Source organism: Pantoea sp. EKM21T (genome assembly GCF_011800405.1).
Classification (GTDB): Bacteria; Pseudomonadota; Gammaproteobacteria; order Enterobacterales; family Enterobacteriaceae; genus Pantoea; species Pantoea agglomerans.
Genome location: NZ_JAALFV010000002.1, coordinates 516543 through 538720, shown reverse-complemented (window position 1 = coordinate 538720; position 22178 = coordinate 516543). Strand labels below are relative to the sequence as shown.

At 54.2% G+C, this 22178-nt stretch carries 21 protein-coding genes, 1 pseudogene and 1 other annotated feature; of the genes and pseudogenes, 8 read left to right on the top strand and 14 right to left on the bottom strand.

Annotated elements, in window-relative coordinates:
* Window positions 1–4: 4 nt before the first annotated feature.
* Genes yciA through HFD87_RS06030 form a run of 4 tightly spaced genes read right to left on the bottom strand, consistent with a single transcriptional unit; the run spans window position 5 to window position 2255 of the window.
* Entirely contained in the window at window positions 5–427 is a 423-nt protein-coding gene (gene yciA, locus HFD87_RS06045; RefSeq protein WP_010244413.1) for an acyl-CoA thioester hydrolase YciA, read from the bottom strand.
* A gap of 58 nt (window positions 428–485) precedes the next feature.
* A complete protein-coding gene (locus tag HFD87_RS06040) occupies window positions 486–1025 on the bottom strand; it encodes a septation protein A (protein WP_010244416.1) in 540 nt (179 codons plus the stop codon).
* 51 nt (window positions 1026–1076) lie between these two features.
* Window positions 1077–1811 (bottom strand): YciC family protein, encoded by a 735-nt coding sequence (locus HFD87_RS06035; RefSeq protein ID WP_010244420.1) that lies wholly within the window; start codon window positions 1809–1811, stop codon window positions 1077–1079.
* Window positions 1812–1838: 27 nt separating this feature from the next.
* On the bottom strand, window positions 1839–2255 hold the full coding sequence (locus HFD87_RS06030; RefSeq protein ID WP_167423075.1) for a YkgJ family cysteine cluster protein: 417 nt from the start codon (window positions 2253–2255) through the stop codon (window positions 1839–1841).
* A gap of 249 nt (window positions 2256–2504) precedes the next feature.
* Between HFD87_RS06030 and ompW the strand changes: the two genes are divergently transcribed.
* On the top strand, window positions 2505–3140 hold the full coding sequence (ompW, locus tag HFD87_RS06025; RefSeq protein ID WP_029519099.1) for an outer membrane protein OmpW: 636 nt from the start codon (window positions 2505–2507) through the stop codon (window positions 3138–3140).
* 56 nt (window positions 3141–3196) lie between these two features.
* Here ompW and HFD87_RS06020 read toward each other — a convergent pair whose 3' ends face one another.
* From HFD87_RS06020 to HFD87_RS05990, 6 genes and pseudogenes are all read right to left on the bottom strand, one after another.
* Window positions 3197–3511, bottom strand: a complete 315-nt coding sequence (locus tag HFD87_RS06020) for a BON domain-containing protein (protein ID WP_010244430.1) — start codon at window positions 3509–3511, stop codon at window positions 3197–3199.
* A 149-nt stretch (window positions 3512–3660) separates the two neighbouring features.
* On the bottom strand, window positions 3661–4464 hold the full coding sequence (gene trpA / locus HFD87_RS06015) for a tryptophan synthase subunit alpha (protein ID WP_010670255.1): 804 nt from the start codon (window positions 4462–4464) through the stop codon (window positions 3661–3663).
* Window positions 4464–5654, bottom strand: coding sequence for a tryptophan synthase subunit beta (trpB, locus tag HFD87_RS06010; RefSeq protein ID WP_010244436.1), 1191 nt, complete (start codon window positions 5652–5654; stop codon window positions 4464–4466). The genes trpA and trpB overlap by 1 nt, the downstream gene beginning before the upstream one ends.
* Before the next feature lie 46 nt (window positions 5655–5700).
* Window positions 5701–7062, bottom strand: coding sequence for a bifunctional indole-3-glycerol-phosphate synthase TrpC/phosphoribosylanthranilate isomerase TrpF (gene trpCF / locus HFD87_RS06005; RefSeq protein ID WP_122888824.1), 1362 nt, complete (start codon window positions 7060–7062; stop codon window positions 5701–5703).
* Window positions 7063–7064: 2 nt separating this feature from the next.
* Window positions 7065–8659: pseudogene (gene trpD / locus HFD87_RS22930) on the bottom strand (bifunctional anthranilate synthase glutamate amidotransferase component TrpG/anthranilate phosphoribosyltransferase TrpD).
* Entirely contained in the window at window positions 8659–10224 is a 1566-nt protein-coding gene (locus HFD87_RS05990) for an anthranilate synthase component 1 (protein ID WP_010670253.1), read from the bottom strand. The pseudogene trpD and the gene HFD87_RS05990 overlap by 1 nt, the downstream one beginning before the upstream one ends.
* A 23-nt stretch (window positions 10225–10247) precedes the next feature.
* Window positions 10248–10349 (bottom strand) — a sequence feature (Trp leader region).
* Window positions 10350–10469: 120 nt separating this feature from the next.
* Here HFD87_RS05990 and HFD87_RS05985 point away from each other — a divergent pair.
* Window positions 10470–11387: a PHP domain-containing protein gene (locus tag HFD87_RS05985; protein ID WP_167423101.1), complete on the top strand. Its 918-nt coding sequence runs from the start codon at window positions 10470–10472 to the stop codon at window positions 11385–11387.
* A 12-nt stretch (window positions 11388–11399) separates the two neighbouring features.
* The gene (locus HFD87_RS05980; protein ID WP_003853883.1) at window positions 11400–12020 is read left to right on the top strand and encodes an L-threonylcarbamoyladenylate synthase; all 621 of its coding nucleotides are present in this window, start codon (window positions 11400–11402) and stop codon (window positions 12018–12020) included.
* A 10-nt stretch (window positions 12021–12030) separates the two neighbouring features.
* On the opposite strand, the gene HFD87_RS05975 is transcribed toward HFD87_RS05980, so the two are convergent.
* Window positions 12031–12678 (bottom strand): hypothetical protein, encoded by a 648-nt coding sequence (locus HFD87_RS05975; RefSeq protein WP_010244455.1) that lies wholly within the window; start codon window positions 12676–12678, stop codon window positions 12031–12033.
* A gap of 779 nt (window positions 12679–13457) precedes the next feature.
* Here HFD87_RS05975 and rluB point away from each other — a divergent pair.
* Entirely contained in the window at window positions 13458–14348 is an 891-nt protein-coding gene (gene rluB / locus HFD87_RS05970) for a 23S rRNA pseudouridine(2605) synthase RluB (protein WP_010670251.1), read from the top strand.
* 54 nt (window positions 14349–14402) lie between these two features.
* On the opposite strand, the gene cobO is transcribed toward rluB, so the two are convergent.
* Both cobO and HFD87_RS05960 read right to left on the bottom strand, forming a co-directional pair.
* A complete protein-coding gene (cobO, locus tag HFD87_RS05965; RefSeq protein WP_010670250.1) occupies window positions 14403–14993 on the bottom strand; it encodes a cob(I)yrinic acid a,c-diamide adenosyltransferase in 591 nt (196 codons plus the stop codon).
* The gene (locus HFD87_RS05960; RefSeq protein WP_010670249.1) at window positions 14993–15754 is read right to left on the bottom strand and encodes a YciK family oxidoreductase; all 762 of its coding nucleotides are present in this window, start codon (window positions 15752–15754) and stop codon (window positions 14993–14995) included. The genes cobO and HFD87_RS05960 overlap by 1 nt, the downstream gene beginning before the upstream one ends.
* A 173-nt stretch (window positions 15755–15927) precedes the next feature.
* Between HFD87_RS05960 and sohB the strand changes: the two genes are divergently transcribed.
* Window positions 15928–16974, top strand: a complete 1047-nt coding sequence (sohB, locus tag HFD87_RS05955) for a protease SohB (protein ID WP_010244469.1) — start codon at window positions 15928–15930, stop codon at window positions 16972–16974.
* Window positions 16975–17005: 31 nt separating this feature from the next.
* Here sohB and HFD87_RS05950 read toward each other — a convergent pair whose 3' ends face one another.
* Window positions 17006–17254 carry a YciN family protein gene (locus HFD87_RS05950; protein ID WP_167423074.1) on the bottom strand — a complete coding sequence of 83 codons (249 nt, stop codon included), beginning with the start codon at window positions 17252–17254 and terminating at the stop codon, window positions 17006–17008.
* Between the two features lie 371 nt (window positions 17255–17625).
* On the opposite strand from HFD87_RS05950, the gene topA reads away from it, so the two are divergent.
* The 3 genes from topA (at window position 17626) to HFD87_RS05935 (ending at window position 22064) form a co-directional block, all read left to right on the top strand.
* On the top strand, window positions 17626–20250 hold the full coding sequence (gene topA / locus HFD87_RS05945; RefSeq protein WP_010244475.1) for a type I DNA topoisomerase: 2625 nt from the start codon (window positions 17626–17628) through the stop codon (window positions 20248–20250).
* Window positions 20251–20434: 184 nt separating this feature from the next.
* Window positions 20435–21409, top strand: a complete 975-nt coding sequence (cysB, locus tag HFD87_RS05940) for an HTH-type transcriptional regulator CysB (RefSeq protein ID WP_003853865.1) — start codon at window positions 20435–20437, stop codon at window positions 21407–21409.
* A gap of 496 nt (window positions 21410–21905) precedes the next feature.
* The gene (locus HFD87_RS05935) at window positions 21906–22064 is read left to right on the top strand and encodes a YmiA family putative membrane protein (RefSeq protein WP_071778593.1); all 159 of its coding nucleotides are present in this window, start codon (window positions 21906–21908) and stop codon (window positions 22062–22064) included.
* Window positions 22065–22178 lie beyond the last annotated feature (114 nt).

The following is a 22178-nucleotide window of genomic DNA, read 5'->3' as shown; positions in this document are numbered from 1 at the left end:
TTTTTCATTCGCCGGGTTGCTGGTTGGCGCGACCGGCTGGCAGAGGACGGGAATTACCCTCATTGTCGACCGCCACATAAATAAACACCGCTTCCGTCGCAATGTAAGTTTGTCCAATCGGCTCAGACGACACTTTTTTGATCCACACTTCCACATTAATCGTCATGGAACTGTTGCCGGTACGAAGACAGCTCGCATGGCAGCTCACCACATCGCCCACCGCGACGGGCTTCATAAATGACATGCCGTCGACGCGAACCGTCACCACGCGTCCTTCAGCGATCTCTTTCGCCAGGATAGCGCCACCCATATCCATCTGTGACATCAGCCAGCCACCAAAAATATCGCCGTTGGCGTTGGTGTCTGCTGGCATGGCGAGCGTACGCAGCACCATTTCGCCTTTCGGCAATGTATGTTTTTCGCCCATTGCTTCCACTTCTATGCAGGTGAATGCTAAAAAAATGCCCGGCGGACCGGGCAGATGATTATTTTTGTTCCTGCTGCGGCATCTGTCGCCAGATGTAAAGCCCGCTGAGCAGGGTAAACAGTAAGGTCAGACCGGAGAGACCGAACACTTTAAAGTTAACCCAAAACGCCTGAGATAACCAAAAGGCGACATAGATGTTTACCAGGCCGCAGATAAAGAAGAACAGCGCCCAGGCAACGTTGAGCCTGCGCCAGACCGCGTCGGGCAGCTGCAGCTCTTTGCCCAGCATGCGCTGAATCAGCGTCTGCTCCATAAACCACTGGCTGTAGAGCAGGGCGGCGGCAAACAGGCTGTAGATAACCGTGACTTTCCACTTAATGAACTCATCGTTGTGGAACACCAGCGTCAGGGTGCCAAAAACCGCCACCAGCACAAAGGTGAAAATCGTCATCTTTTCCAGCTTGCGATAGAGCACCCAGCTGACAACCAGCGCCAGACCGGTCGCGACAATCAGCGCGCCCGAGGCGACAAAAATGTCATACAGCTTGTAGAAGATGAAAAAGACCACCAGGGGAAGAAAGTCGAGTAGCTGCTTCATAGTTTTTCCATTCAGAGTTGGCTGCAAATGTGCCCGAAGGCACATCGTCAATCAACGTAACAGCATATAGAGCCGATAAAGATAGATAATCAACATCGCCGAAACCACATTGCCTGCCGCGGTGAAAATCACCGACGAGACATTCAGCGGTAAAACCGTCAGCGAAGAGAAGAACAGCATCACCACCACTTTGGCCAGCAGCCAGAGCAGAATAGCGGGGGCAATAAGCTTCACATTCTTCCACGCCATCCGCATGCTGGCCCGCATGGCGGCAAAGACACCCATCTTCTCACTGGCCACCATCACCGGAGCCAGCGACAGCAGAATCGTCAGCAGAATGCCTGGCACCACCAGCACCATAAAGCCCAGTTGCGCCACCAGCGTCATCAGGAAGGTGAGCAGCAGCAGCTTTGGCAGCAGCGGCGCTGAAGCACCAATCGCCCGCAACGCACTGACACGCTGGCCGGAAGAGACCATCGGGATCAGATAGAGCATTCCGCCAAGCAGCAGCGTGTTCCCCATCAGCGCAGCGAAGGTGCTGGCCGCCGAGGCGCGCAGCAGCACCTGCTGCTGTTCCGGTGACATATTCTGCACCATCTCAAACAGCGAACCGGCGCTATCGTCACCCTGTTGCAGGAGGGCCATCTGATCGGCACCTGGCGTCAGCACATGCACCAGCATGACGGTGATAAAAGCGGCCAGCAGCGACATCAACAGCACCGTAGCCAGTTGATGGCGCGCGAAATTTCCTGTGTCACGGTATAACGAGCTTGCCGTGATAGACATGTACACTCCTTTGAGGAACCGGGTTAATTAACCCGGCGATTGTACATGTTCTGACAGCTCGCGGGCACCCGCTGCGGCATAACTTTCTGTCATGACAGGTAAAGATGAAGAAAAAAGGGCGGGAAGACCATACCGGGCGCGGGCGCGATCGCAGGCTTCATTGTGGATACCCGCTTCGCCCGACATCGAAAATTCCCGACAGGGCGTCGGACGTTGTTCGTAAATTCCGCAGGAGACACAGCCGCCAATGTCGCCTTCAAGGGCAACGCAGCGCGGCGCGCGATCGTTCGTTCCACGCATATTGCGCATTAACAGGCTGAGCGGTTCGGTTAATGCGGTCGGCACCGGGCCGCCTGCATCATCGGCTTCGGCCCAGTAAAATGAGACGCGGAAATGGGCGCAGCAGGCGCCACAGCTGACACAAGGGTTAGTTATTTCACTCATTTGATCACCCGCCCCTCCCAGGGCATCGAACCAAAATCACCAGAGAAGATAAGCAAAATAGGCCTGGCGAAATTATTCAGCAAGGGGAATTTTGCTGCGACAGCCTGAACCGAAATTGATCTAAATCAATTCATTGTTTTTTAAGTAATTTATCTGAAGGGTACAGAGTGCAATTTTCTGTAAATCACGTTAAATATTTGCCAGCAAAAAGCGATGACGTTCGCGACATTAACATTAAGCAAAGGAGTGATGATGAAACTGGCAAAATGCGCGATGCTGCTGGCTCTGGCTTTTCCCCAACTGTCGATGGCCCACGAAGCAGGCGACTTCTTTATGCGTGCCGGTAGTGCCACCGTCCGGCCCACCGAAGGTTCCGATAATGTGTTAGGGATGGGCGAGTTCAGCGCATCCAACGACACGCAGCTGGGCCTGACCTTTACTTACATGGCAACCGACAACATTGGTGTCGAATTACTGGCCGCCACACCGTTCCGTCACAAAGTGGGCCTGGGCCCGACCGGAACACTGGCAACGGTACGCCAGTTACCGCCTACGCTGATGGCGCAGTACTACTTCTTTGACAGCAAGAGCAAAGCGCGTCCTTACGTTGGCGTGGGTATCAACTACACCACCTTTTACGATGCCGATTTCAATCAAACGGGCCGCGATGCGGGCCTGACCGATCTCAGCGTGAAGGATTCCTGGGGTGTGGCGGGTCAGGTCGGTCTGGATTATCAGATTAACCGTGACTGGATGCTGAATGCGTCGGTGTGGTACATGGATATTGATACGGAAGTGAAGTTTAAAGCGGGTGGCGAGCAGCAGAATATCAATATGCGCATCGATCCCTGGGTCTTCTTCTTCGGAGCGGGTTACCGTTTCTGATGATAAAGATGATAAAAAGGCCGCTGAATCAGCGGCCTTTTTTGTCTGTTAAGACGTTATTTGATCTGCATATTGTTAACAACGGACTTCACGCCCGCCACGCTGCGCGTAACCTGAACGGCACGGTTAGCCATCTGTGGTGATGAAACAAAACCGCTCAGCTGAACTTTACCTTTAAAGGTTTCTACGTTGATTTCAGTTGATTTCAGCGAGTCATCTTTCAGCAGTTCACCTTTAACTTTTGTGGTCACCACGGTGTCATCAATATAGCCACCGGTTCCCTCTTTGGTTGCGGTTGGCGCACAGGCGCTCAGTGTCAGCGCAACCACGCCCGCCAGTACAGCACCTGTCAGCAGTTTAACGAATTTCATTGCTTTCTCTCCCTGTCACAAAATGGATGCGACGTTACCGTAACGGCGCATTGTCATTGTGGTGCAGATTTTGCAAAAAGGGCAAATGGGGGAATGAAAAAAAAGGAAACAAATCATGCCTTATCGCGCGATAAGGCATGCTGGCAGGATTAACGGCTGGCGGCTTTAAGACGGCTGACAAAGTTCTTCAGCTCGCTCAGCATCACCTCAGGCTCTGAATGATGTTTTTCGATGATTCTGACAATCGCAGAGCCGGAGATCGCACCCGCAGCGCCCGCAGCGATCGCTTCCTTCACCTGTTCAGGCTCAGAGATACCAAAGCCCTGCAGCGGCGGGGCTGCATGGTATTCACGCAGCTTGTCGATCAGATGCTGCAACGGCAGGCTGGCACGGTTTTCAGCACCGGTCACGCCCGCGCGTGACAGCAGGTAGGTGTAACCCCGTCCGTGTGAAGCGATCTCGCGCAGCAGCTCATCGCTGGCGTTAGGCGGACAGATGAAGATGGGTGCCACGCCATGACGCAGCGCCGCCTGACGGAAGGGCGCGGACTCTTCAACGGGCACATCCGCCACCAGAACCGAATCCACACCCGCCTCTGCACAACGGGCATAGAACTCATCCACACCGTTGGTGAAGACCAGGTTGGCGTACATCAGCAATCCAATCGGCAGATCCGGATACTTACGGCGGATCGTGGCCAGCATTTCAAAGCATTGGCTGGTGTTAGTGCCCGCCGCAAAGGCGCGTAACGTCGCGTTCTGGATGGTCGGGCCATCTGCAAGGGGATCGGAGAAGGGAATACCCAGCTCCAGTGCATCCGCGCCTCCTTCAACCAGGGCGTCAATCACGCGCAGTGAAAGCTCCGGTGACGGATCGCCCAGCGTAACAAAAGGCACGAAAGCCCCTTCGTTATTCGCTGACAGACGCGTAAACAGTTGATTGTAACGTTCCATCAGATTTCTCCCTGCGCTGTCAAAATGTCATGAACGGTGAAAATATCTTTGTCGCCGCGGCCAGAGAGGTTGACCACAATCAACTGCTCTTTTTCCGGCTCAGCCTGAATCATCTTCATAGCGTGCGCCAGGGCGTGGGATGACTCCAGCGCCGGAATGATACCTTCATCGCGACAGAGCTGTTTAAAGGCGGCCAGCGCTTCGTTATCGGTGATGGAGACATATTCCGCACGACCAATGCTGTTCAGGTGAGCATGCTGCGGGCCTACCGACGGGAAGTCGAGGCCGGCAGAGATGGAGTAAGACTCCTCAATCTGGCCATCATGGGTCTGCATCATCGGCGATTTCATACCGAAGTAGATGCCGACGCGACCGTGCTTGAGCGGTGCGCCATGCTCGCCGGTCTCAATGCCGTGGCCCGCAGGCTCTACGCCGATCAGCTTCACGCTGGTCTCATCGATAAAGTCGGCAAACATGCCGATGGCGTTGGAGCCGCCGCCCACACAGGCGAGGATCGCATCGGGCAGGCGACCCTCTCTTTCCAGAATCTGCTTTTTAGTCTCTTCGCCAATCATGCGCTGGAACTCACGCACAATCGTCGGGAAGGGATGCGGACCCGCGGCGGTGCCGAGCATATAGTGTGATGTCTCGTAGCTGCCAGACCAGTCGCGCAGTGCTTCATTACAGGCATCTTTCAGCGTGGCGGAGCCGCTGTGCACCGGGATCACTTCTGCGCCCATCAGGCGCATACGGAAGACGTTGGGTGACTGACGCTCCACATCTTTTGCGCCCATATAGATGCGGCATTTCATGCCCAGCAGCGCACAGGCCAGCGCTGAGGCCACGCCGTGCTGACCCGCACCGGTTTCGGCAATGATTTCGTTTTTGCCCATGCGTTTGGCTAACAGCGCCTGACCCAGCACCTGGTTGGTCTTGTGCGCGCCACCGTGCAGCAGATCTTCACGCTTAAGATAGAGGCGGGTTTTGGTGCCTTTAGTCAGGTTTTTGCACAGCGTCAGGGCGGTAGGGCGACCCGCATAGTTCTTCAGCAGGTCGGTAAACTCGGCCTGAAACTCAGGATCTTTCTGGGCGTCGACAAACGCCTGTTCCAGCTGGCGCAGGGCTGGCATCAGGATTTGCGGAACATACATTCCGCCAAATTCGCCAAAGTAGGGATTAAGTAACGTCATTTTTTATCTTCCTTTCTCGGGCCCACCGTTGAGCAGGCCAGGCAAATCAGTAGGCTCGCAGTGTCTGAAACACAGCGGCAATTTTACGGGCATCTTTGATGCCAGGCGCGCTTTCCACGCCAGAGTTGAAGTCCAGTCCGGCACAGCCGAGCTGCGCGGCTTCAACACAGTTATCCGCGCTCAGGCCACCGGCCAGCAGCACATTGTTGAGCGTCTGCCCCTGCAACAGCGACCAGTCGAAACGCTGTCCGGTTCCGCCGTCGCCATTATCAAACACATAACGGTCAACATGAGGCCAGTCGCGCGCCGGTAAGGTGCCTTCAATGCGCAGCGCCTTCCAGATTTGAATCTCTGCTGGCAGAGCCGCACGCAGTTCAGCCACAAACGCCGGCGTCTCGTTGCCATGCAGCTGCACCGCAGAGAGTGAAAGCGCACCGGCTTGCGTGACAATGTCACTTATAGCGGCATTGCGGAACACGCCGACGTAGCGCAGCGGGGCCGCAGCGATAACGGTCTGCGCCTTAGCGGTGTCAATCTGGCGTGGGGAACCTTCCGCGAAGATCAGACCACCATAGATTGCCCCGGCTTCATAGGCGGCGCGCGCATCTTCGGCACGGGTCAGGCCGCACACTTTATTGCTGCCCAGCGTGACCCGACGCACCGCTGCGGTCAGATCGGCTTCTTCCATCAGTGCAGAACCAATCAGGAAGCCGTTGGCAAAATGGCTCAGCTCGCGAATATCGGCATAGCTGTTAATGCCTGATTCGCTGATTACCGTGACGCCGTGTGACAGGCGCGGTGCCAGCTGACGGGTGCGGTTAAGATCGATAGAGAGGTCACGCAGATCGCGGTTGTTGATACCCACGACTTTGGCCTGCAGCGCGATAGCCCGCTCCAGTTCCTCTTCATTGCTTACTTCAGTCAGAATGCCCATCTTCAGGCTGTGCGCCACAGCGGCCAGCTGACGATACTGCTCGTCATCCAGCACTGACAGCATCAGCAGAATCGCATCCGCCTGGTAGTAACGGGCCAGATAGATCTGATAGGGGTCGATGATAAAATCTTTGCACAGCACCGGCTGGGTGATGGCCGCGCTGACAATCGGCAGAAAGGCGAAGTCGCCCTGAAAATATTTCTCATCGGTCAGCACAGATACCGCGGAAGCGTAGTGGCGGTAGACCCCGGCAATGGCGGCTGGATCGAAATCCTCACGAATAATGCCTTTCGAGGGAGAGGCCTTTTTACACTCCAGGATAAACGCGGTTCTTGCACCCTGCAGCGCGTCGTAGAAATGACGGCTGGCAGGTTCAATGCTGTTCTGAAAGGTAGAGAGAGGCTGCTGCTGCTGACGGGCTTCAACCCAAATCGCTTTGTCCTGAACAATTTTTTCTAACACGGTGCCTTTCATGATTATCCTCTTGCTGCCAGTGCGACAACACGCTCATAAGCCTGTCCGCTGCGGATGGCGTTAAGCGCCTGCTGTGCGTTTTCACGCAGATCTTCCTGACCGAATACTTTAAGCAACATCGCCACGTTGACGGCGACGGCCTCCTCATGGGCCTGCTGGCCATTACCCTGGAGTAAAGAGGTCAGAATGTCACGATTTTCTTCCGGCGTGCCGCCCGCCAGCGCCTCTTTGGGATGGAAGCCAAAACCAAAGTCCTCTGGCGAGAGCTGATAGCGCGTAATTTCACCTTCACGCAGTTCGGCCACATGGGTCACGTCGTGCAGCGCCACCTCATCCATTCCGCCACCGTGAACCACCGCCGCGCGCTGATAACCCAGCACTTTCAGCGTCTGAGCAATCGGCATCACCAGTTCCGGGCTGTAGACGCCAATCACCGCCAGTGGCGGGCGTGCCGGATTGATCAGCGGACCCAACACGTTAAACAGCGTACGGGTCTTAAGCTGCTGGCGGACCGGCATCGCGTGGCGAAAACCGGTGTGATACTGCGGCGCAAACAGGAAGCAGACATTCAGATCGTCCAGCGCCTGGCGCGCCCGGTCAGCAGGCATATCGAGATTGATGCCAAAGGCGGCCAGCAGATCGGAGGAGCCCGATTTGCTGGAGACGCTGCGGTTGCCGTGCTTCGCCACTTTCAGACCGCAGGTCGCAGCGACAAAGGCGCTGGCAGTCGAGATATTAATGCTGTTACTGCCGTCGCCGCCGGTGCCCACAATGTCCGCAAACGCATAATCAGGGCGGGGAAAAGGTTTGGCATCTTCCAGCAGTGCGGTGGCGGCTCCGGCGATCTCTTCCGGCGTTTCACCGCGCACTTTCATGGCGATCAGCGCGGCAGCGAGCTGCGTTGGCTCCAGCTGTCCGGTAATGATGGCGCTGAACAGCTGATGACTCTCAGCCTGATTCAGCGTCTGCGCCTGGTAAAGTTTTTCCAGTGTCTGTTGCATGTTTATTCTCCCTGTTACTTCGCCAGCGCCCAGGCCAGCGTCTGCTCAAGCAGGCGCGCGCCCTGAGAAGTCAAAATCGATTCAGGATGGAACTGAAACCCGCATACGCGATCGGTTTCATGGCGAACGGCCATCACCATCCCGTTGTAACTGGCGTTCACCGTCAGCTCTTCCGGCGTGTTGCTGCCCACCAGCGAGTGATAGCGCGCCACCGGCAGCGGATTGCTCAGACCGGCAAACATCGCCTCGCCGTCATGGTCGATTGAAGAGGCTTTGCCGTGCAGGATCTCGCCTGCCTGGCCCACATGGCCGCCATAGGCTTCGACAATCGCCTGGTGACCCAGACAGATACCGATAATTGGCAGACGACCACGCAGCACCCGCAGCAGCTCCGGCATACAGCCAGCATCTTTTGGCGCGCCGGGACCGGGAGAGAGCATCAGCACCGGGTTCTCCATCCGCTGCAGCTGTTCAATAAGCAGTTCGGCGGGCAGGTTGTTGCGGTAAATCACCACGTTGTGACCAAAGGTCCGCAGCTGATCAACCAGGTTATAGGTAAAAGAGTCGATGTTATCGAGCAGCAGAATATCGGCCATCAGAAGATCTCCTTGCAGTGATGGGCAGTCGCGATAGCGCGCAGTACGGCGCGCGCTTTGTTGCGGCTTTCATCAGCTTCAGCCTGCGGATTAGAATCCAGCACCACACCGGCGCCCGCCTGAACGGTGGCGACGCCATCTTCTACATAGGCGGAGCGGATAACGATACAGGTATCGAGATCGCCCTGGGCGGTGAAGTAGCCCACCGCGCCGCCGTAGCTGCCGCGACGGGTGCGTTCAGCCCCGGCAATCAACTGCATGGCGCGAACTTTTGGTGCTCCGCTCAGCGTGCCCATGTTCATACAGGCACGATAAGCGTGCAGCACATCGAGATCCGCGCGCAGCGTACCCACCACGCGGGAAACCAGATGCATCACAAACGAGTAGCGGTCGACTTTGGTCAGGTCAGCCACGTAACGGCTGCCGGGCACGCAGATACGCGCCAGATCGTTACGCGCCAGATCCACCAGCATCAGATGCTCAGCCAGCTCTTTATGGTCGGTACGCATCTCCAGCTCAATGCGGCTGTCGAGATCGCGGTCCAGTGAGCCATCAGCATGGCGGCCACGCGGGCGGGTACCGGCAATCGGGTAGATCTCAATCTGACGGGAGGTGGCGTCATACTTCAGCGAACTCTCCGGCGACGCGCCAAACAGGGAGAAATCCTGATCCTGCATGAAAAACATGTAGGGGCTGGGATTGCTGTTTTTCAGTGTCTCATAAGCAGCCAGCGGCGACGGGCACGGCAGCGAGAAGCGACGTGACGGCACGACCTGGAAAATTTCGCCGATGCGAACCGCCTGTTGAAGTGTGCGTACTACGTCGCAATACTCTTCATCACTCTGGCTGGTGGTCAGCGTCATCTGTTCAACCGGCTGGACCGGCAGAGCCGGTGCCGGCTGCAGCATCTGGCCGTGCAACTGCTCGATGCGGCGCTGCAGGCGCTGGAACTCGCTGGTGGACGGGCAGAACAGGCTGGCCTGCAGACGCGCACTGCGGGTCTGGTGATCGATCACCAGTAAGGTTTCTGCCAGGTAAAAACAGTAGTCGGGGCAACGTTGCTGGTTATCCAGCTCCGGCAGGGTTTCAAAACCGGCAACCAGATCATAAGCAAACAGGCCACCCAGCAGTACGGCTTCGCGCTCATCGGCAGGGGAGTTGACCAGTTGTGGAATCAGACGCAAAGCATCAAACACCGACAGGGCCTTGAGGCGGGAATCTTCATCCTGCTGATGGTCGGTGCTTTGCGGAAAAGTCAGCTCGCGTCCATCGGGACGAACCTGATTGCTGACCGACGCAGGCAGGGCCTCATCCAGCAGCGGCAGCAGGGCGCGGCCATTTTCTGACAACGCCTGAACGGTGACATTGTTGCCCATTGCGCTGACGCGCAGCGCGCTGTCGACAATCAGCAGGCTTTTTAAGTTGCGCTTGCTGTCGATGTCAGCGGATTCAAGCAGCAGGGTTGCCGGACGTGCGCCGCACAGCTGGTGAAACACTGCGGCCGGATCTTCGCGGTAGGGTGCGGTGCCGGTAATCAACTTCACTGTAGGTTTCGCATTTGGCATGATGATTTCTCTGAATTTCGCTCAAAAAAAAGCCCGCTCGGTGGCGGGCTCAGGTATTAGCACAGCGTTTACGCAAAGTGTGCACGACCCTGTCGCCCGTTTTCGGGAACATTGCGCCAACCGTTTAAATGCGTGATTACAACAGCCATGATTGAATACCCGTTACGTGTGAACTTGTGTACTAGTTAACGGGTTCAGAGCGGAAATGTCAATACACTTTTTCACTGACCGTGAAAATCGTTATCATGCTGGCCGGTTTAGTTTTTGCAGGAGTTCTCTTGAGCGATATCGCCCGTTTCCCGGTTTATGATTTACACAGCCACACGCGTGCCTCCGATGGCTTACTGACGCCAGCCGCCCTGGTGCAGCGAGCGGTTGAGATGCGCGTCGGCGTACTGGCGATCACCGATCACGACAGCGTTGCAGGGGTTGATGAAGCGCAGCAAACGGCAATCGATTACGATTTACCGATAAAAGTGCTGGCGGGCGCAGAAATCTCCACCCTGTGGGAAAACCATGAGATTCATATCGTGGGACTGAACATTGATATCCGCCATCCGGCGATGGTGGCGTTTCTGGCCGGACAACATGCCTGTCGGCAAGCACGTGCAGAAGAGATTGGTGAGCGACTGGCGAAGGCACGTATCCCGGATGCGCTGGCGGGAGCCACGCGACTGGCTGATGGCGGCATCATTACCCGCGGTCACTTTGCCCGCTTCCTGATTGAGCAGGGTAAAGCAGAGAATATGGCGCAGGTGTTCAAAAATTATCTGGCGCGTGGCAAAACCGGTTACGTGCCGCCACAATGGTGTACAATTAAACAAGCTATTGATGCTATTCATCATTCTGGTGGCTGCGCCGTGCTGGCGCATCCTGGCCGTTACGGTTTATCGGCAAAGTGGCTCAAACGGCTGGTCGCCCATTTCCGCGAAGTGGGCGGTGATGCGATGGAAGTCGCGCAGTGCCAGCAGCCACCTAATGAGCGCACGACGCTGGCGCAATACGCCAGAGATAATGAACTGGCCGCATCACAAGGTTCTGATTTTCATCAACCCTGTCCGTGGATTGAACTGGGCCGCAAACTCTGGCTGCCCGCGGCGGTTGAGCCGGTCTGGGAGCGCTTCCCGGATCTGGCTCCCAGCCTGGCAATCACGGAAAGGTGACACGAGGTTTCTATGAGTCAATTGTTTCATATTCATCCGGACAACCCGCAGCCTCGCCTGATTAATCAGGCGGTTGACTACCTGAACAAAGGCAGCGTCATTGTTTATCCAACCGATTCCGGCTATGCGCTGGGCTGTCGGCTGGAGGAGAAGGGCGCGATGGAGCGTATCTGTCGTATCCGTCAGCTCGACGGGCACCACAACTTTACCCTGATGTGCCGGGATCTCTCTGAGCTGTCGGTCTATTCGCAGGTGGGCAACTCAGCGTTTCGCCTGCTGAAAAACAACACGCCAGGCAACTACACCTTTATTCTCAAGGCGACCAAAGAGGTGCCGCGCCGCCTGATGAATGAAAAACGTAAGACCATTGGTCTGCGCGTGCCCTCTAATCCCGTGGCGCTGGCGCTGCTGGAAGCACTGAATCAGCCGATGATGTCGACCTCATTAATTCTGCCGGGCAACGATTTCACCGAGTCCGATCCGGAAGAGATCCAGCACAGCATCGGCAAGCTGGTCGATCTGATTATCGACGGCGGCACGCTGGGCCAGCAGCCGACCACGGTGGTCGATCTGACCACCGATGCGCCGGAAATTGTGCGTGAAGGGGTGGGCGATACCCGCCCGTTCCTGTAAGCCCTCAGGCTCAGGCACCGCGTGTCGGTGTCTGGGCCAGATTCGACTCTAACCAGCTTTTAAACTGGCCGTAAGGAATATAAAGTGACACATCTTTCAGGATCACTTTGTTATTACGCCCATTTTTAATCGAGTCAGAATAGCCAACAATCACGCCGCCCAGCGTATCATCACGGTTATAAACGCCGCCGCCCGACATCCCCTGAACAACACCTGCATTGGAGGCCATGGCTATACAGGGACTTTTATTCCAGTTATTCCGAATAGCCGTACGGGCTAAATTAACTCCGGTCGATTCAACCGGCATCGCTGAAATAAAACTGTAGCCATACATTTTAACCGGATCGCCGATGTCGCTGCTGCGGAACTTAGTCAGCGTGCTGGCGTCATTCTTGTGATAAATAATCGCAAGGTCGCAATAAGGGTGATAAGACTTGACGCGCTGCACGGCAGTTTTGGCAACGTGCGCAGCTGTCAGGCTATATTCAGGCGTCAGAGGAATGCTGGTGCCCAGTGTGCCGAGACCGAGGATCGTCGGAATGCCAGTCACGCTCATATCTACGTGCTGCATCGCCGTACGACTGTACTCAGTATGGCCCACAGAACACCCGCTCAGCACCAGTGCAGCAAGCACCGGGCACAGCAACAGGTTTTTCATGATGGGTTTCTTTATTCAGGCATGTCGGGAAATCCCTGGTGAAGATTTTTGACATGCAAGCAAGGTTCATCACTGAACCGTATTAACGCAACAACTCCGGATGCGCCAGTTTATTGGATTAATCTAAAAAGACTATTTTTATAAACGAATAACAAAAGCCGGACTTCATTGTTGCAAGACCCCTCTGTCGTGAGTCCTGCTTTTTATTGTGCTACAGGAATAAAGTATATCAGCTTAATAGTGTCGTACAATTTATTAAAGCTAATAAGAATCAAATGTCCTTGAAAATAAGGCCTTAAATAAATCTGCGTTAAGAAAAATCTGGCTTTTTTGTATTTACCGAGCGGTTATAATGGATTAAGTCATTAAAACAGTTGTTTGTGCTAACTTTAATGTTTTTTTAAGAAGAATAAAAGCAAGGGAAAACCAGCGAAAGTGTAAGATAGTGTTAAGGTTTTTATCACCAGAACATTACGTTGATGAAACTAAAGTGGTTAGAAAATTTAATTGTCATCAGCTATAAAGTTTTTAATACATGCATTTTATTAATCTTACTCCTGTCAGATGCACGGGGATTATTTAAATCAGCGTCAGATATTATCAGATCTAAAACTATCAGAGGCTGACCCTTCTTAATTCGCTTCAGACCCACTCATAAAGCGCGTTACTTCAGGGGTAAATGCCTGTATAATGGGGCCGAATTAATAGGTTAACCTGTTGATTCAGAAAGAATTATCACCCTACCGTGACGCCTGGGAAGGCGACAAAGAGGAAGCTCAATGAGCGAAAAGTTACAGAAAGTCTTAGCGCGTGCCGGTCATGGCTCGCGTCGTGAAATCGAATCAATGATTGCCGCTGGCCGTGTCAGCGTCGACGGCAAGATCGCCACCCTGGGCGACCGCGTTGAAAGCAGCAAATCTCTGAAAATCCGTATTGATGGCCATCTGGTCTCGATTGCTGAATCAGCAACCGAAGTTTGCCGCGTGCTGGCTTACTACAAACCAGAAGGTGAACTCTGTACCCGCAGCGATCCTGAAGGGCGCCCAACGGTATTTGACCGTCTGCCTCGTCTGCGCGGTTCACGCTGGATTGCCGTTGGCCGTCTGGATGTGAACACCTGTGGTCTGATGCTCTTCACCACTGACGGTGAACTGGCGAACCGCCTGATGCATCCGAGCCGTGAAGTGGAACGTGAATATGCGGTGCGCGTCTTTGGTCAGGTCGACGATGATAAAATTCGTCAGCTGAGCAAGGGCGTTCAGCTGGAAGATGGCCCGGCTGCCTTTAAAACCCTTAAATTTGGCGGTGGAGAAGGGATCAACCAGTGGTACAACGTGACTCTGACCGAAGGACGTAACCGTGAAGTGCGTCGTTTATGGGAAGCGGTCGGCGTGCAGGTCAGTCGTCTGATGCGTGTTCGCTACGGCGATATCACCTTGCCAAAAGGCCTGCCACGCGGTGGCTGGACCGAACTGGATCTGCCTGCGGTTAACTACCTGCGTAACCTGGTGGAGATGGATGATGAAACGGTTACCAAACTGGTGGTCGAAAAAGATCGTCGTCGCACCAAAGCGAACCAGATTCGTCGTGCCGTGAAACGTCACAGTAAAGTGAGCAGCACCCCACGTGCACCACGCCGCAATCCGGGCAGCAAACGTAACTCCGGTTAATCACGTTGCCCGATCGCTAAAAACGCAGCCCCAGGGCTGCGTTTTCTTTTTCTGTTACCAGTCAATTCCCTGCTGAGCCTGTATCCCGGCATCAAAAGCGTGCTTAACCGGCCGCATCTCAGTCACCGTATCCGCCATCTCAGTCAGGCTGCGATGACAGCCACGTCCGGTAATGATGACGCTCTGATGCGCCGGGCGCTGTTGCAGGGCCGCTATCAGCTCTTCCAGTGGCAGATAATCCATGCTGACCATATAGGTGATTTCGTCGAGCACCACCAGATCCAGCTGCTCATCGGCCAGCATCCGTTTTGCATGCTGCCACACCGCCAGACAGGCGGCGGTATCCGTTTCGCGGTTCTGCGTATCCCAGGTAAAGCCGGTTGCCATCACCTGAAATTCAACACCGTGCTGTTCCAGCAGGTTTCGCTCGCCATTCGGCCAGTCACCTTTAATGAACTGGATAGCCGCCACGCGTTTGCCATGACCGGTGGCGCGGAGTGCGGTGCCAAAGGCCGCAGTCGTTTTGCCTTTGCCATTGCCGGTAAAGACCATCAGGATGCCACGAACCTCCGTGGCTGCAGCAATACGCGCATCTACCTGTTCTTTTAACCGTTGCTGACGCTGTTGATGACGATCGTCAGCCATTATTCAGCGGCTCCCGGTTTTCTGCCTGGCTGGGCATCAAAGCTGATCCCGGTTTTGCGACGGCTGTCATCACCCATCAGATAAAGGTAGAGCGGCATCAAATCGGCAGGGGTTTTCAGCTTATTGGCATCTTCCTGCGGGAACGCGCTGGCACGCATTTTGGTTCGCGTCCCGCCCGGATTAATACAGTTCACCCGCAGCGACTGGTTCTTATACTCATCAGCCAGTACCTGCATCATGCCTTCGGTAGCAAATTTAGAGACGGCGTAAGCCCCCCAGCCCGCGCGACCGGTACGGCCCACGCTGGAGGTGGTAAACACCAGTGAACCGGCATCAGATTTTAACAGCAGCGGCAACAGCGCCTGCGTCAGGAAGAAGGTGGCGTCCAGGTTGATGTTCATCACCTGCTGCCAGACCTGTGGGTCGAGCTCAGCCAGCGGCACAATCTCACCGAGGATACCGGCGTTATGCAGCACGCCGTCAAGACGCGGAAACTGCTGTGCCAGCTGTTCTGCCACCTGCTGACAACGTTCCGGTGTCGCTTCGGCCAGATCGAACACCACAGTGTGAGCAGGACAGAGATTGAGTTGATTGATCGCCTGTTCGACCTGCTGAAGCTTCTCAGGGTTACGGCCCATCAGGATCACTTCTGCGCCATAGCGGGCATAAGTCAGCGCCGCTTCCCGGCCAATGCCATCTGAAGCGCCAGTGACCAGGATAATGCGATGATTGAGCAGGTCGCTTTTCGGTTGATAATGCACAGCGGGGTCCTCCAGCGAAAACAGCATGATTCCGCTTTATGCCTGAATTTACGAATGGGCGCAATCGCCAACCCACGCATTCTGTGCCAGCTGCTGGCATTTCAGGCGACGAAGCGGGGCAAAACGGCTAAACTGGCGAACTGTTTTTGATTCTCAGTTTACTAAGGCGACCTATGGATTTTATTTCAACGTATGGACTGTTTTTAGCGAAAGTGGTGACACTGGTGGTTGCCGTCGCTGTGATTGTCATGATTGTGATGAATGCCGCGTTACGCAAACGGGCACAAAACGGTCAGCTTCGACTGACACATCTGGATGATGACTATCAACAGATGAAAGAGGATTTGCAGCTGGCAAAAATGAAGCCTCAGGCACAAAAAGTCTGGCTGAAAAATCATAAGAAAAGTGAAAAGCTGAAAGCCAAAGCGGAAAAGCAGGCGGCGAAGCAGGGGCAGACAGACAGTGCGAAGCCCACGCTCTATGTACTCGACTTCAAAGGCAGCATGGATGCCCATGAGGTGACTTCACTGCGCGAAGAGATTTCAGCCGTGCTGGCCGTCAAGCAGCCTGGCGATGAAGTGCTGCTGCGTCTTGAAAGCCCTGGCGGCGTGGTTCATGGCTATGGCCTGGCAGCCTCGCAGCTGCAGCGTCTGCGCGATCAGGGTCTGCGCATCACGGCGGCCGTGGATAAAGTGGCGGCCAGCGGCGGCTACATGATGGCCTGCGTAGCCGATCGTATTGTGGCGGCACCTTTCTCGATTATTGGCTCCATCGGCGTGGTCGCGCAGATCCCCAATTTCAACCGCCTGCTGAAACGGAACGATATTGATATTGAGCTGCATACCGCCGGACAGTACAAGCGCACGCTGACGCTGTTTGGTGAAAACACCGAAGAGGGACGTGAGAAATTCCAGGAAGATCTCGACGAAACGCACCTGCTGTTCAAGCAGTTTGTCCACCAGATGCGCCCGTCACTCGACATCGATCAGGTGGCAACCGGTGAACACTGGTATGGACGCCAGGCGCTGGACCTCGGACTGGTTGACGAAATCGGCACCAGCGATGATCTGATCATCCGTCAGATGGATAAATTCAGCGTGCTCGGCGTGCATTATGCCCGCCGCCGTAAGGTGATGGATCGATTTACGCAGAGCGCCGGCTCGGTGGCAGAGCGCCTGCTGCTGAAACTCTGGCAGCGCGGCGAAAAGCCACTGCTCTGATGATGCGAAACCCGGCCTGCGCCGGGTTTTTTCATTCCAGGTGGTAGAGCGGCGACAGCTCCACGGCAAGGTGTTTGAACACGTTAAACACCGCCGTGGTTTTAGCCGTCGGCACTCCATCGGCATCGAGAAAAAACGGTCCGCGAAATACCAGCACTTCTCCCTGCTGAATCACCTCATCCGCCTGCATTCCCGCTAAATAATCATCATGTTCTTTGATCAGCGCATTGGCCTTTTCCAGCAACGCCTGGCGGGAAATAGCCTGAGTTGAACTCTGCATTTATTGACTCCTGTTTGACAGTACTCCAATCCTTTCTATATTACTGGCGAGTCACAGGGTGTGACAAATCGGTGTAATCGATGAAAACCTGGCGTAAGTCCGGGCTGAGTGCTAATTAAGTTGCGTAACAGATTTTATCAGGTAGAGTGTGGGCGATTCCGATTTCAGGGATTTTGCACCAGGATGTGCGATGAGTTCAGATAGAAAAAGCACTCTTTATCATGCAGTTGCATAACGCCACATCATCTGATCTGAGATTGACCCCTCCGCCTTGAAATGTTAAACAGGCGCAGCAATATTGAACCCATTGGGTTTTTGGGCATCCAATCCTCTCCCGTTAAGCAGGATGTTTTCATTAGGTAAAGGTAAATATGGGTAAAGCACTCGTTATTGTTGAGTCCCCGGCAAAGGCTAAAACAATCAATAAATACCTGGGTAGTGATTACGTGGTTAAATCCAGCGTGGGTCATATCCGGGATCTGCCGACCAGTGGTTCAACCGCGAAGAAAAGTGCTGACGCCTCGACAGATAAGAAAGTCAAAGACGCTTCGACTGACAAGAAAGTCAAAAAAGTTAAAAAAGATGAGAAGGCCGCACTCGTCAGCCGCATGGGTGTTGACCCCTATCACGGCTGGGAAGCGGACTATCAGATTCTGCCCGGCAAAGAGAAAGTGGTCGCCGAACTGAAGGCGTTAGCCGCCAATGCTGACCACATCTATCTCGCAACCGACCTTGACCGCGAAGGGGAAGCCATTGCCTGGCACCTGCGGGAAGTGATTGGTGGTGATGACTCGCGCTTCAGCCGCGTCGTGTTTAACGAAATAACCAAGAATGCGATTCGTCAGGCGTTTGAAAAGCCGGGCGAACTGAATATTGATCGGGTTAATGCTCAGCAGGCGCGTCGCTTTATGGACCGCGTGGTGGGCTACATGGTCTCGCCACTGCTGTGGAAAAAGATCGCTCGTGGTCTCTCTGCCGGACGTGTGCAATCCGTTGCCGTTCGCCTGGTGGTGGAACGTGAACGTGAGATTAAAGCTTTTGTTCCCGAAGAGTACTGGGAAGTTAATGCCGCGCTGACCACGCCGAAAGGCGATGAGCTGTCGATGGACGTGACGCACAAAGGCGATAAAGCCTTCCGTCCGGTCAACCGCGACGAGACGTATGCCGCCGTCGCGCTGCTGGAAAAAGCGCGCTATGAGATCGTGGATCGTGAAGATAAGCCGACCAGCAGCAAGCCGGGCGCGCCTTATATCACCTCGACACTGCAGCAGGCTGCCAGCACCCGTCTCGGCTTTGGCGTTAAGAAGACCATGATGATGGCCCAGCGGCTGTATGAAGCGGGCCACATTACTTATATGCGTACCGATTCGACCAACCTGAGTCAGGATGCGGTCGCCATGGCGCGTGGCTATATCGAAAGCAATTTCGGTAAAAAGTATCTGCCTGAAAACGCCATAACTTACGCCAGCAAAGAGAACTCCCAGGAAGCGCACGAAGCGATTCGTCCTTCTGATGTGGAAGTGGTGGCGGAAAAGCTGAAAGATATGGAAGCGGATGCGCAGAAACTCTATCAGCTGATCTGGCGTCAGTTTGTTGCCTGTCAGATGACACCGGCGAAATATGACTCCAGCACCATTACTGCCGCCGCCGGTGATTTCCGGCTCAAAGCGAAAGGCCGTATTCTGCGTTTCGACGGCTGGACCAAAGTGATGCCTGCGCTGCGTAAGAATGATGAAGATCGTACGCTGCCTGCGGTAAGCGTGGGTGATGTTCTGGACCTGCAGCAACTGCTGCCCGGTCAGCACTTCACCAAGCCACCGGCGCGCTTCAGCGAAGCGTCACTGGTGCGCGAGTTGGAGAAGCGCGGAATTGGTCGTCCATCCACCTACGCCGCCATTACCTCGACGATTCAGGATCGTGGCTACGTACGGGTTGAAAACCGCCGTTTTTATGCGGAAAAAATGGGTGAAATCGTCACCGATCGTCTGGAAGAGAACTTCCGCGAACTGATGAATTATGATTTCACCGCCCGCATGGAGAGCAACCTTGACCAGGTTGCCAATAACCAGGCGCAATGGAAAGCGGTACTCGACCACTTCTTCACCGATTTTACCCAGCAGCTTGAACTGGCTGAGAAAGATCCTGAAGAGGGCGGGATGCAGCCGAACCAGATGGTGCTGACCTCGATTGACTGCCCGACCTGTAGCCGTCCGATGGGGATTCGAACTGCCAGTACCGGCGTCTTCCTGGGCTGTTCCGGCTATGCGCTGCCGCCTAAAGAGCGCTGCAAACAGACCATCAACCTGATCCCGGAAAATGAAGTTCTCAATATTCTGGAAGGGGATGATGCTGAAACCAACGCCCTGCGTGCACGTCGTCGCTGCCAGAAGTGTGGTACGGCCATGGACAGCTACCTGATCGATAACGAACGTAAACTGCATGTCTGCGGTAATAACCCGGAATGTGATGGTTACGAGATTGAGAAGGGCGAATTCCGCATCAAAGGCTATGACGGCCCGGTAGTGGAGTGCGAGAAGTGTGGTTCGGAGATGCACCTGAAGATGGGACGCTTTGGTAAGTACATGGCGTGTACCAATGAAGAGTGCAAAAACACCCGCAAGATCCTGCGCAGTGGTGAAGTTGCACCGCCGAAAGAGGATCCGGTTCCGCTGCCAGAGCTGGCGTGTGAGAAGTCAGATGCTTACTTCGTGTTGCGTGACGGTGCGGCGGGCGTTTTCCTCGCGGCCAACACCTTCCCGAAATCACGCGAGACGCGTGCGCCGCTGGTGGAAGAGCTTCAGCGCTTCAAAGATCGTCTGCCTGAGAAGCTGAAATATCTGGCCGATGCGCCAGCAGCCGATCCGGAAGGCAACAAAACGCTGGTGCGGTTCAGCCGCAAGACCAAACAGCAGTATGTCTCCTCAGAAAAAGAGGGCAAGGCAACCGGCTGGTCCGCCTTCTATATAGATGGCAAATGGCAGGAAGCGAAAAAGTAATCCCTGAAGGCCAGCGCTCGCTGGCCTTTTTCTGAGCCTTATATCAATCCGTTCTACTCTCTCACTTAAACTGATATAGTTGTTATAGCATTTCCGACCTTTCCTGATGCATAGCATCTCTTTACCCTCGCGACTATACGTCAACCGGGGATGCGACTCTGTAACTTACCGGGATGGAATAGATATGAAATTACAGCAGTTGCGCTATATCGTTGAAGTGGTCAATCACAATCTCAACGTCTCTTCGACGGCGGAAGGTCTCTACACCTCTCAACCCGGCATCAGTAAACAGGTGCGTATGCTGGAAGATGAACTGGGCGTGCAAATCTTTGCCCGCAGCGGTAAACATCTCACCCAGGTCACGCCTGCAGGGGAAGAGATCATCCGTATAGCGCGTGAAGTACTCTCCAAAGTGGATGCGATTAAATCGGTAGCCGGTGAACACACCTGGCCTGATAAAGGCTCGCTCTATGTCGCAACCACGCACACTCAGGCTCGCTACGCGCTGCCTGGTGTGATCAAAGGGTTTATTGAGCGCTATCCTCGCGTCTCTTTGCACATGCATCAGGGTTCTCCAACCCAGATCGCCGAAGCCGTCTCCAAAGGTAATGCGGATTTTGCCATCGCCACCGAAGCCCTGCATCTCTATGACGATTTAATCATGCTGCCGTGCTACCACTGGAATCGCGCAATTGTGGTGACTGCCGATCATCCGCTGGCCGGAAAAGGGCAGGTCACCATTGAGGAGCTGGCCGAATATCCGCTGGTGACCTACACCTTTGGCTTTACCGGGCGCTCAGAACTGGATACGGCTTTCAATCGTGCAGGTTTAACGCCACGCATCGTCTTTACCGCGACCGACGCCGACGTAATCAAAACTTATGTCCGCTTAGGTCTGGGGGTTGGTGTTATCGCCAGCATGGCAGTAGATCCGGTGGCCGATCCTGACCTGATTCGCATTGAAGCCGCCGATATCTTTACCAACAGCACTACTAAGATTGGATTCCGCCGCAGCACCTTCCTGCGCAGCTATATGTATGATTTTATCCAACGTTTTGCGCCGCACCTGACGCGCGATGTGGTAGATACTGCGGTTGCGTTGCGCTCCAATGAAGACATTGAAGCGATGTTTAAAGATATCAAACTGCCGTTTAAATAGAATTTAACCTCCCCGCGTAAACATAAGGCTGCCTGGTGCAGCCTTTTTTGTCTCCAGGCTTTAGCGCCAAATGAGACTCAAAAGTTTTTATGATTTTTTTGTAAATGAAACATTGATCACATGTTTCCTCATCGGGCTTTCTTAAATGCGAATTACAACACATTTTTAACTATGTCACTTTGCGGCTTGCCAGGAATATTCCCATACTCCAGTTAAGAGCTAACGTGGGAAGCCAGTAAACATAAGGTTCTTAAGTGTTATCTATAGTTTTGAGTGGATCTGTTTTTAAATTAACTCAAATTTTTTAGCGGGTTTTTTAATTAAATATTAGTTCCGGTATTAATGATTTCTTACGTTACCTGAACTCATTGATTAATACCGTTAATCGTTGTACTCAATAAAAATAACTGGATTTTTGGCCTTAACGCGTTTAGGATTCCTCCTAAATCTTAATCGATGTTATCAATCATTTTGTTGAGAGTGATTATCAAAAACTATGAATACACGACTGACTGTACAACCGGGTTTCCCGGCAAAAAGCACCAAGGTTGAGCGTACCGGCAACACTCGTCGCAAAGCCTGGTTAACCGTATTCGCTGCCTCTGCGCTGTTTTGGGTAGTTGTCGCGTTAATGATTTGGCGTATCTGGGGCTAAAGCCATGTGGGCAAATACACTCAGCCATAAACGTTCCCTGACCTCGGGTCAGCACAAGACGGTCTCCTGTAAAGGAAAAGAACCCCTTGCAAAGGACGAAAAAGTGTCTATCCC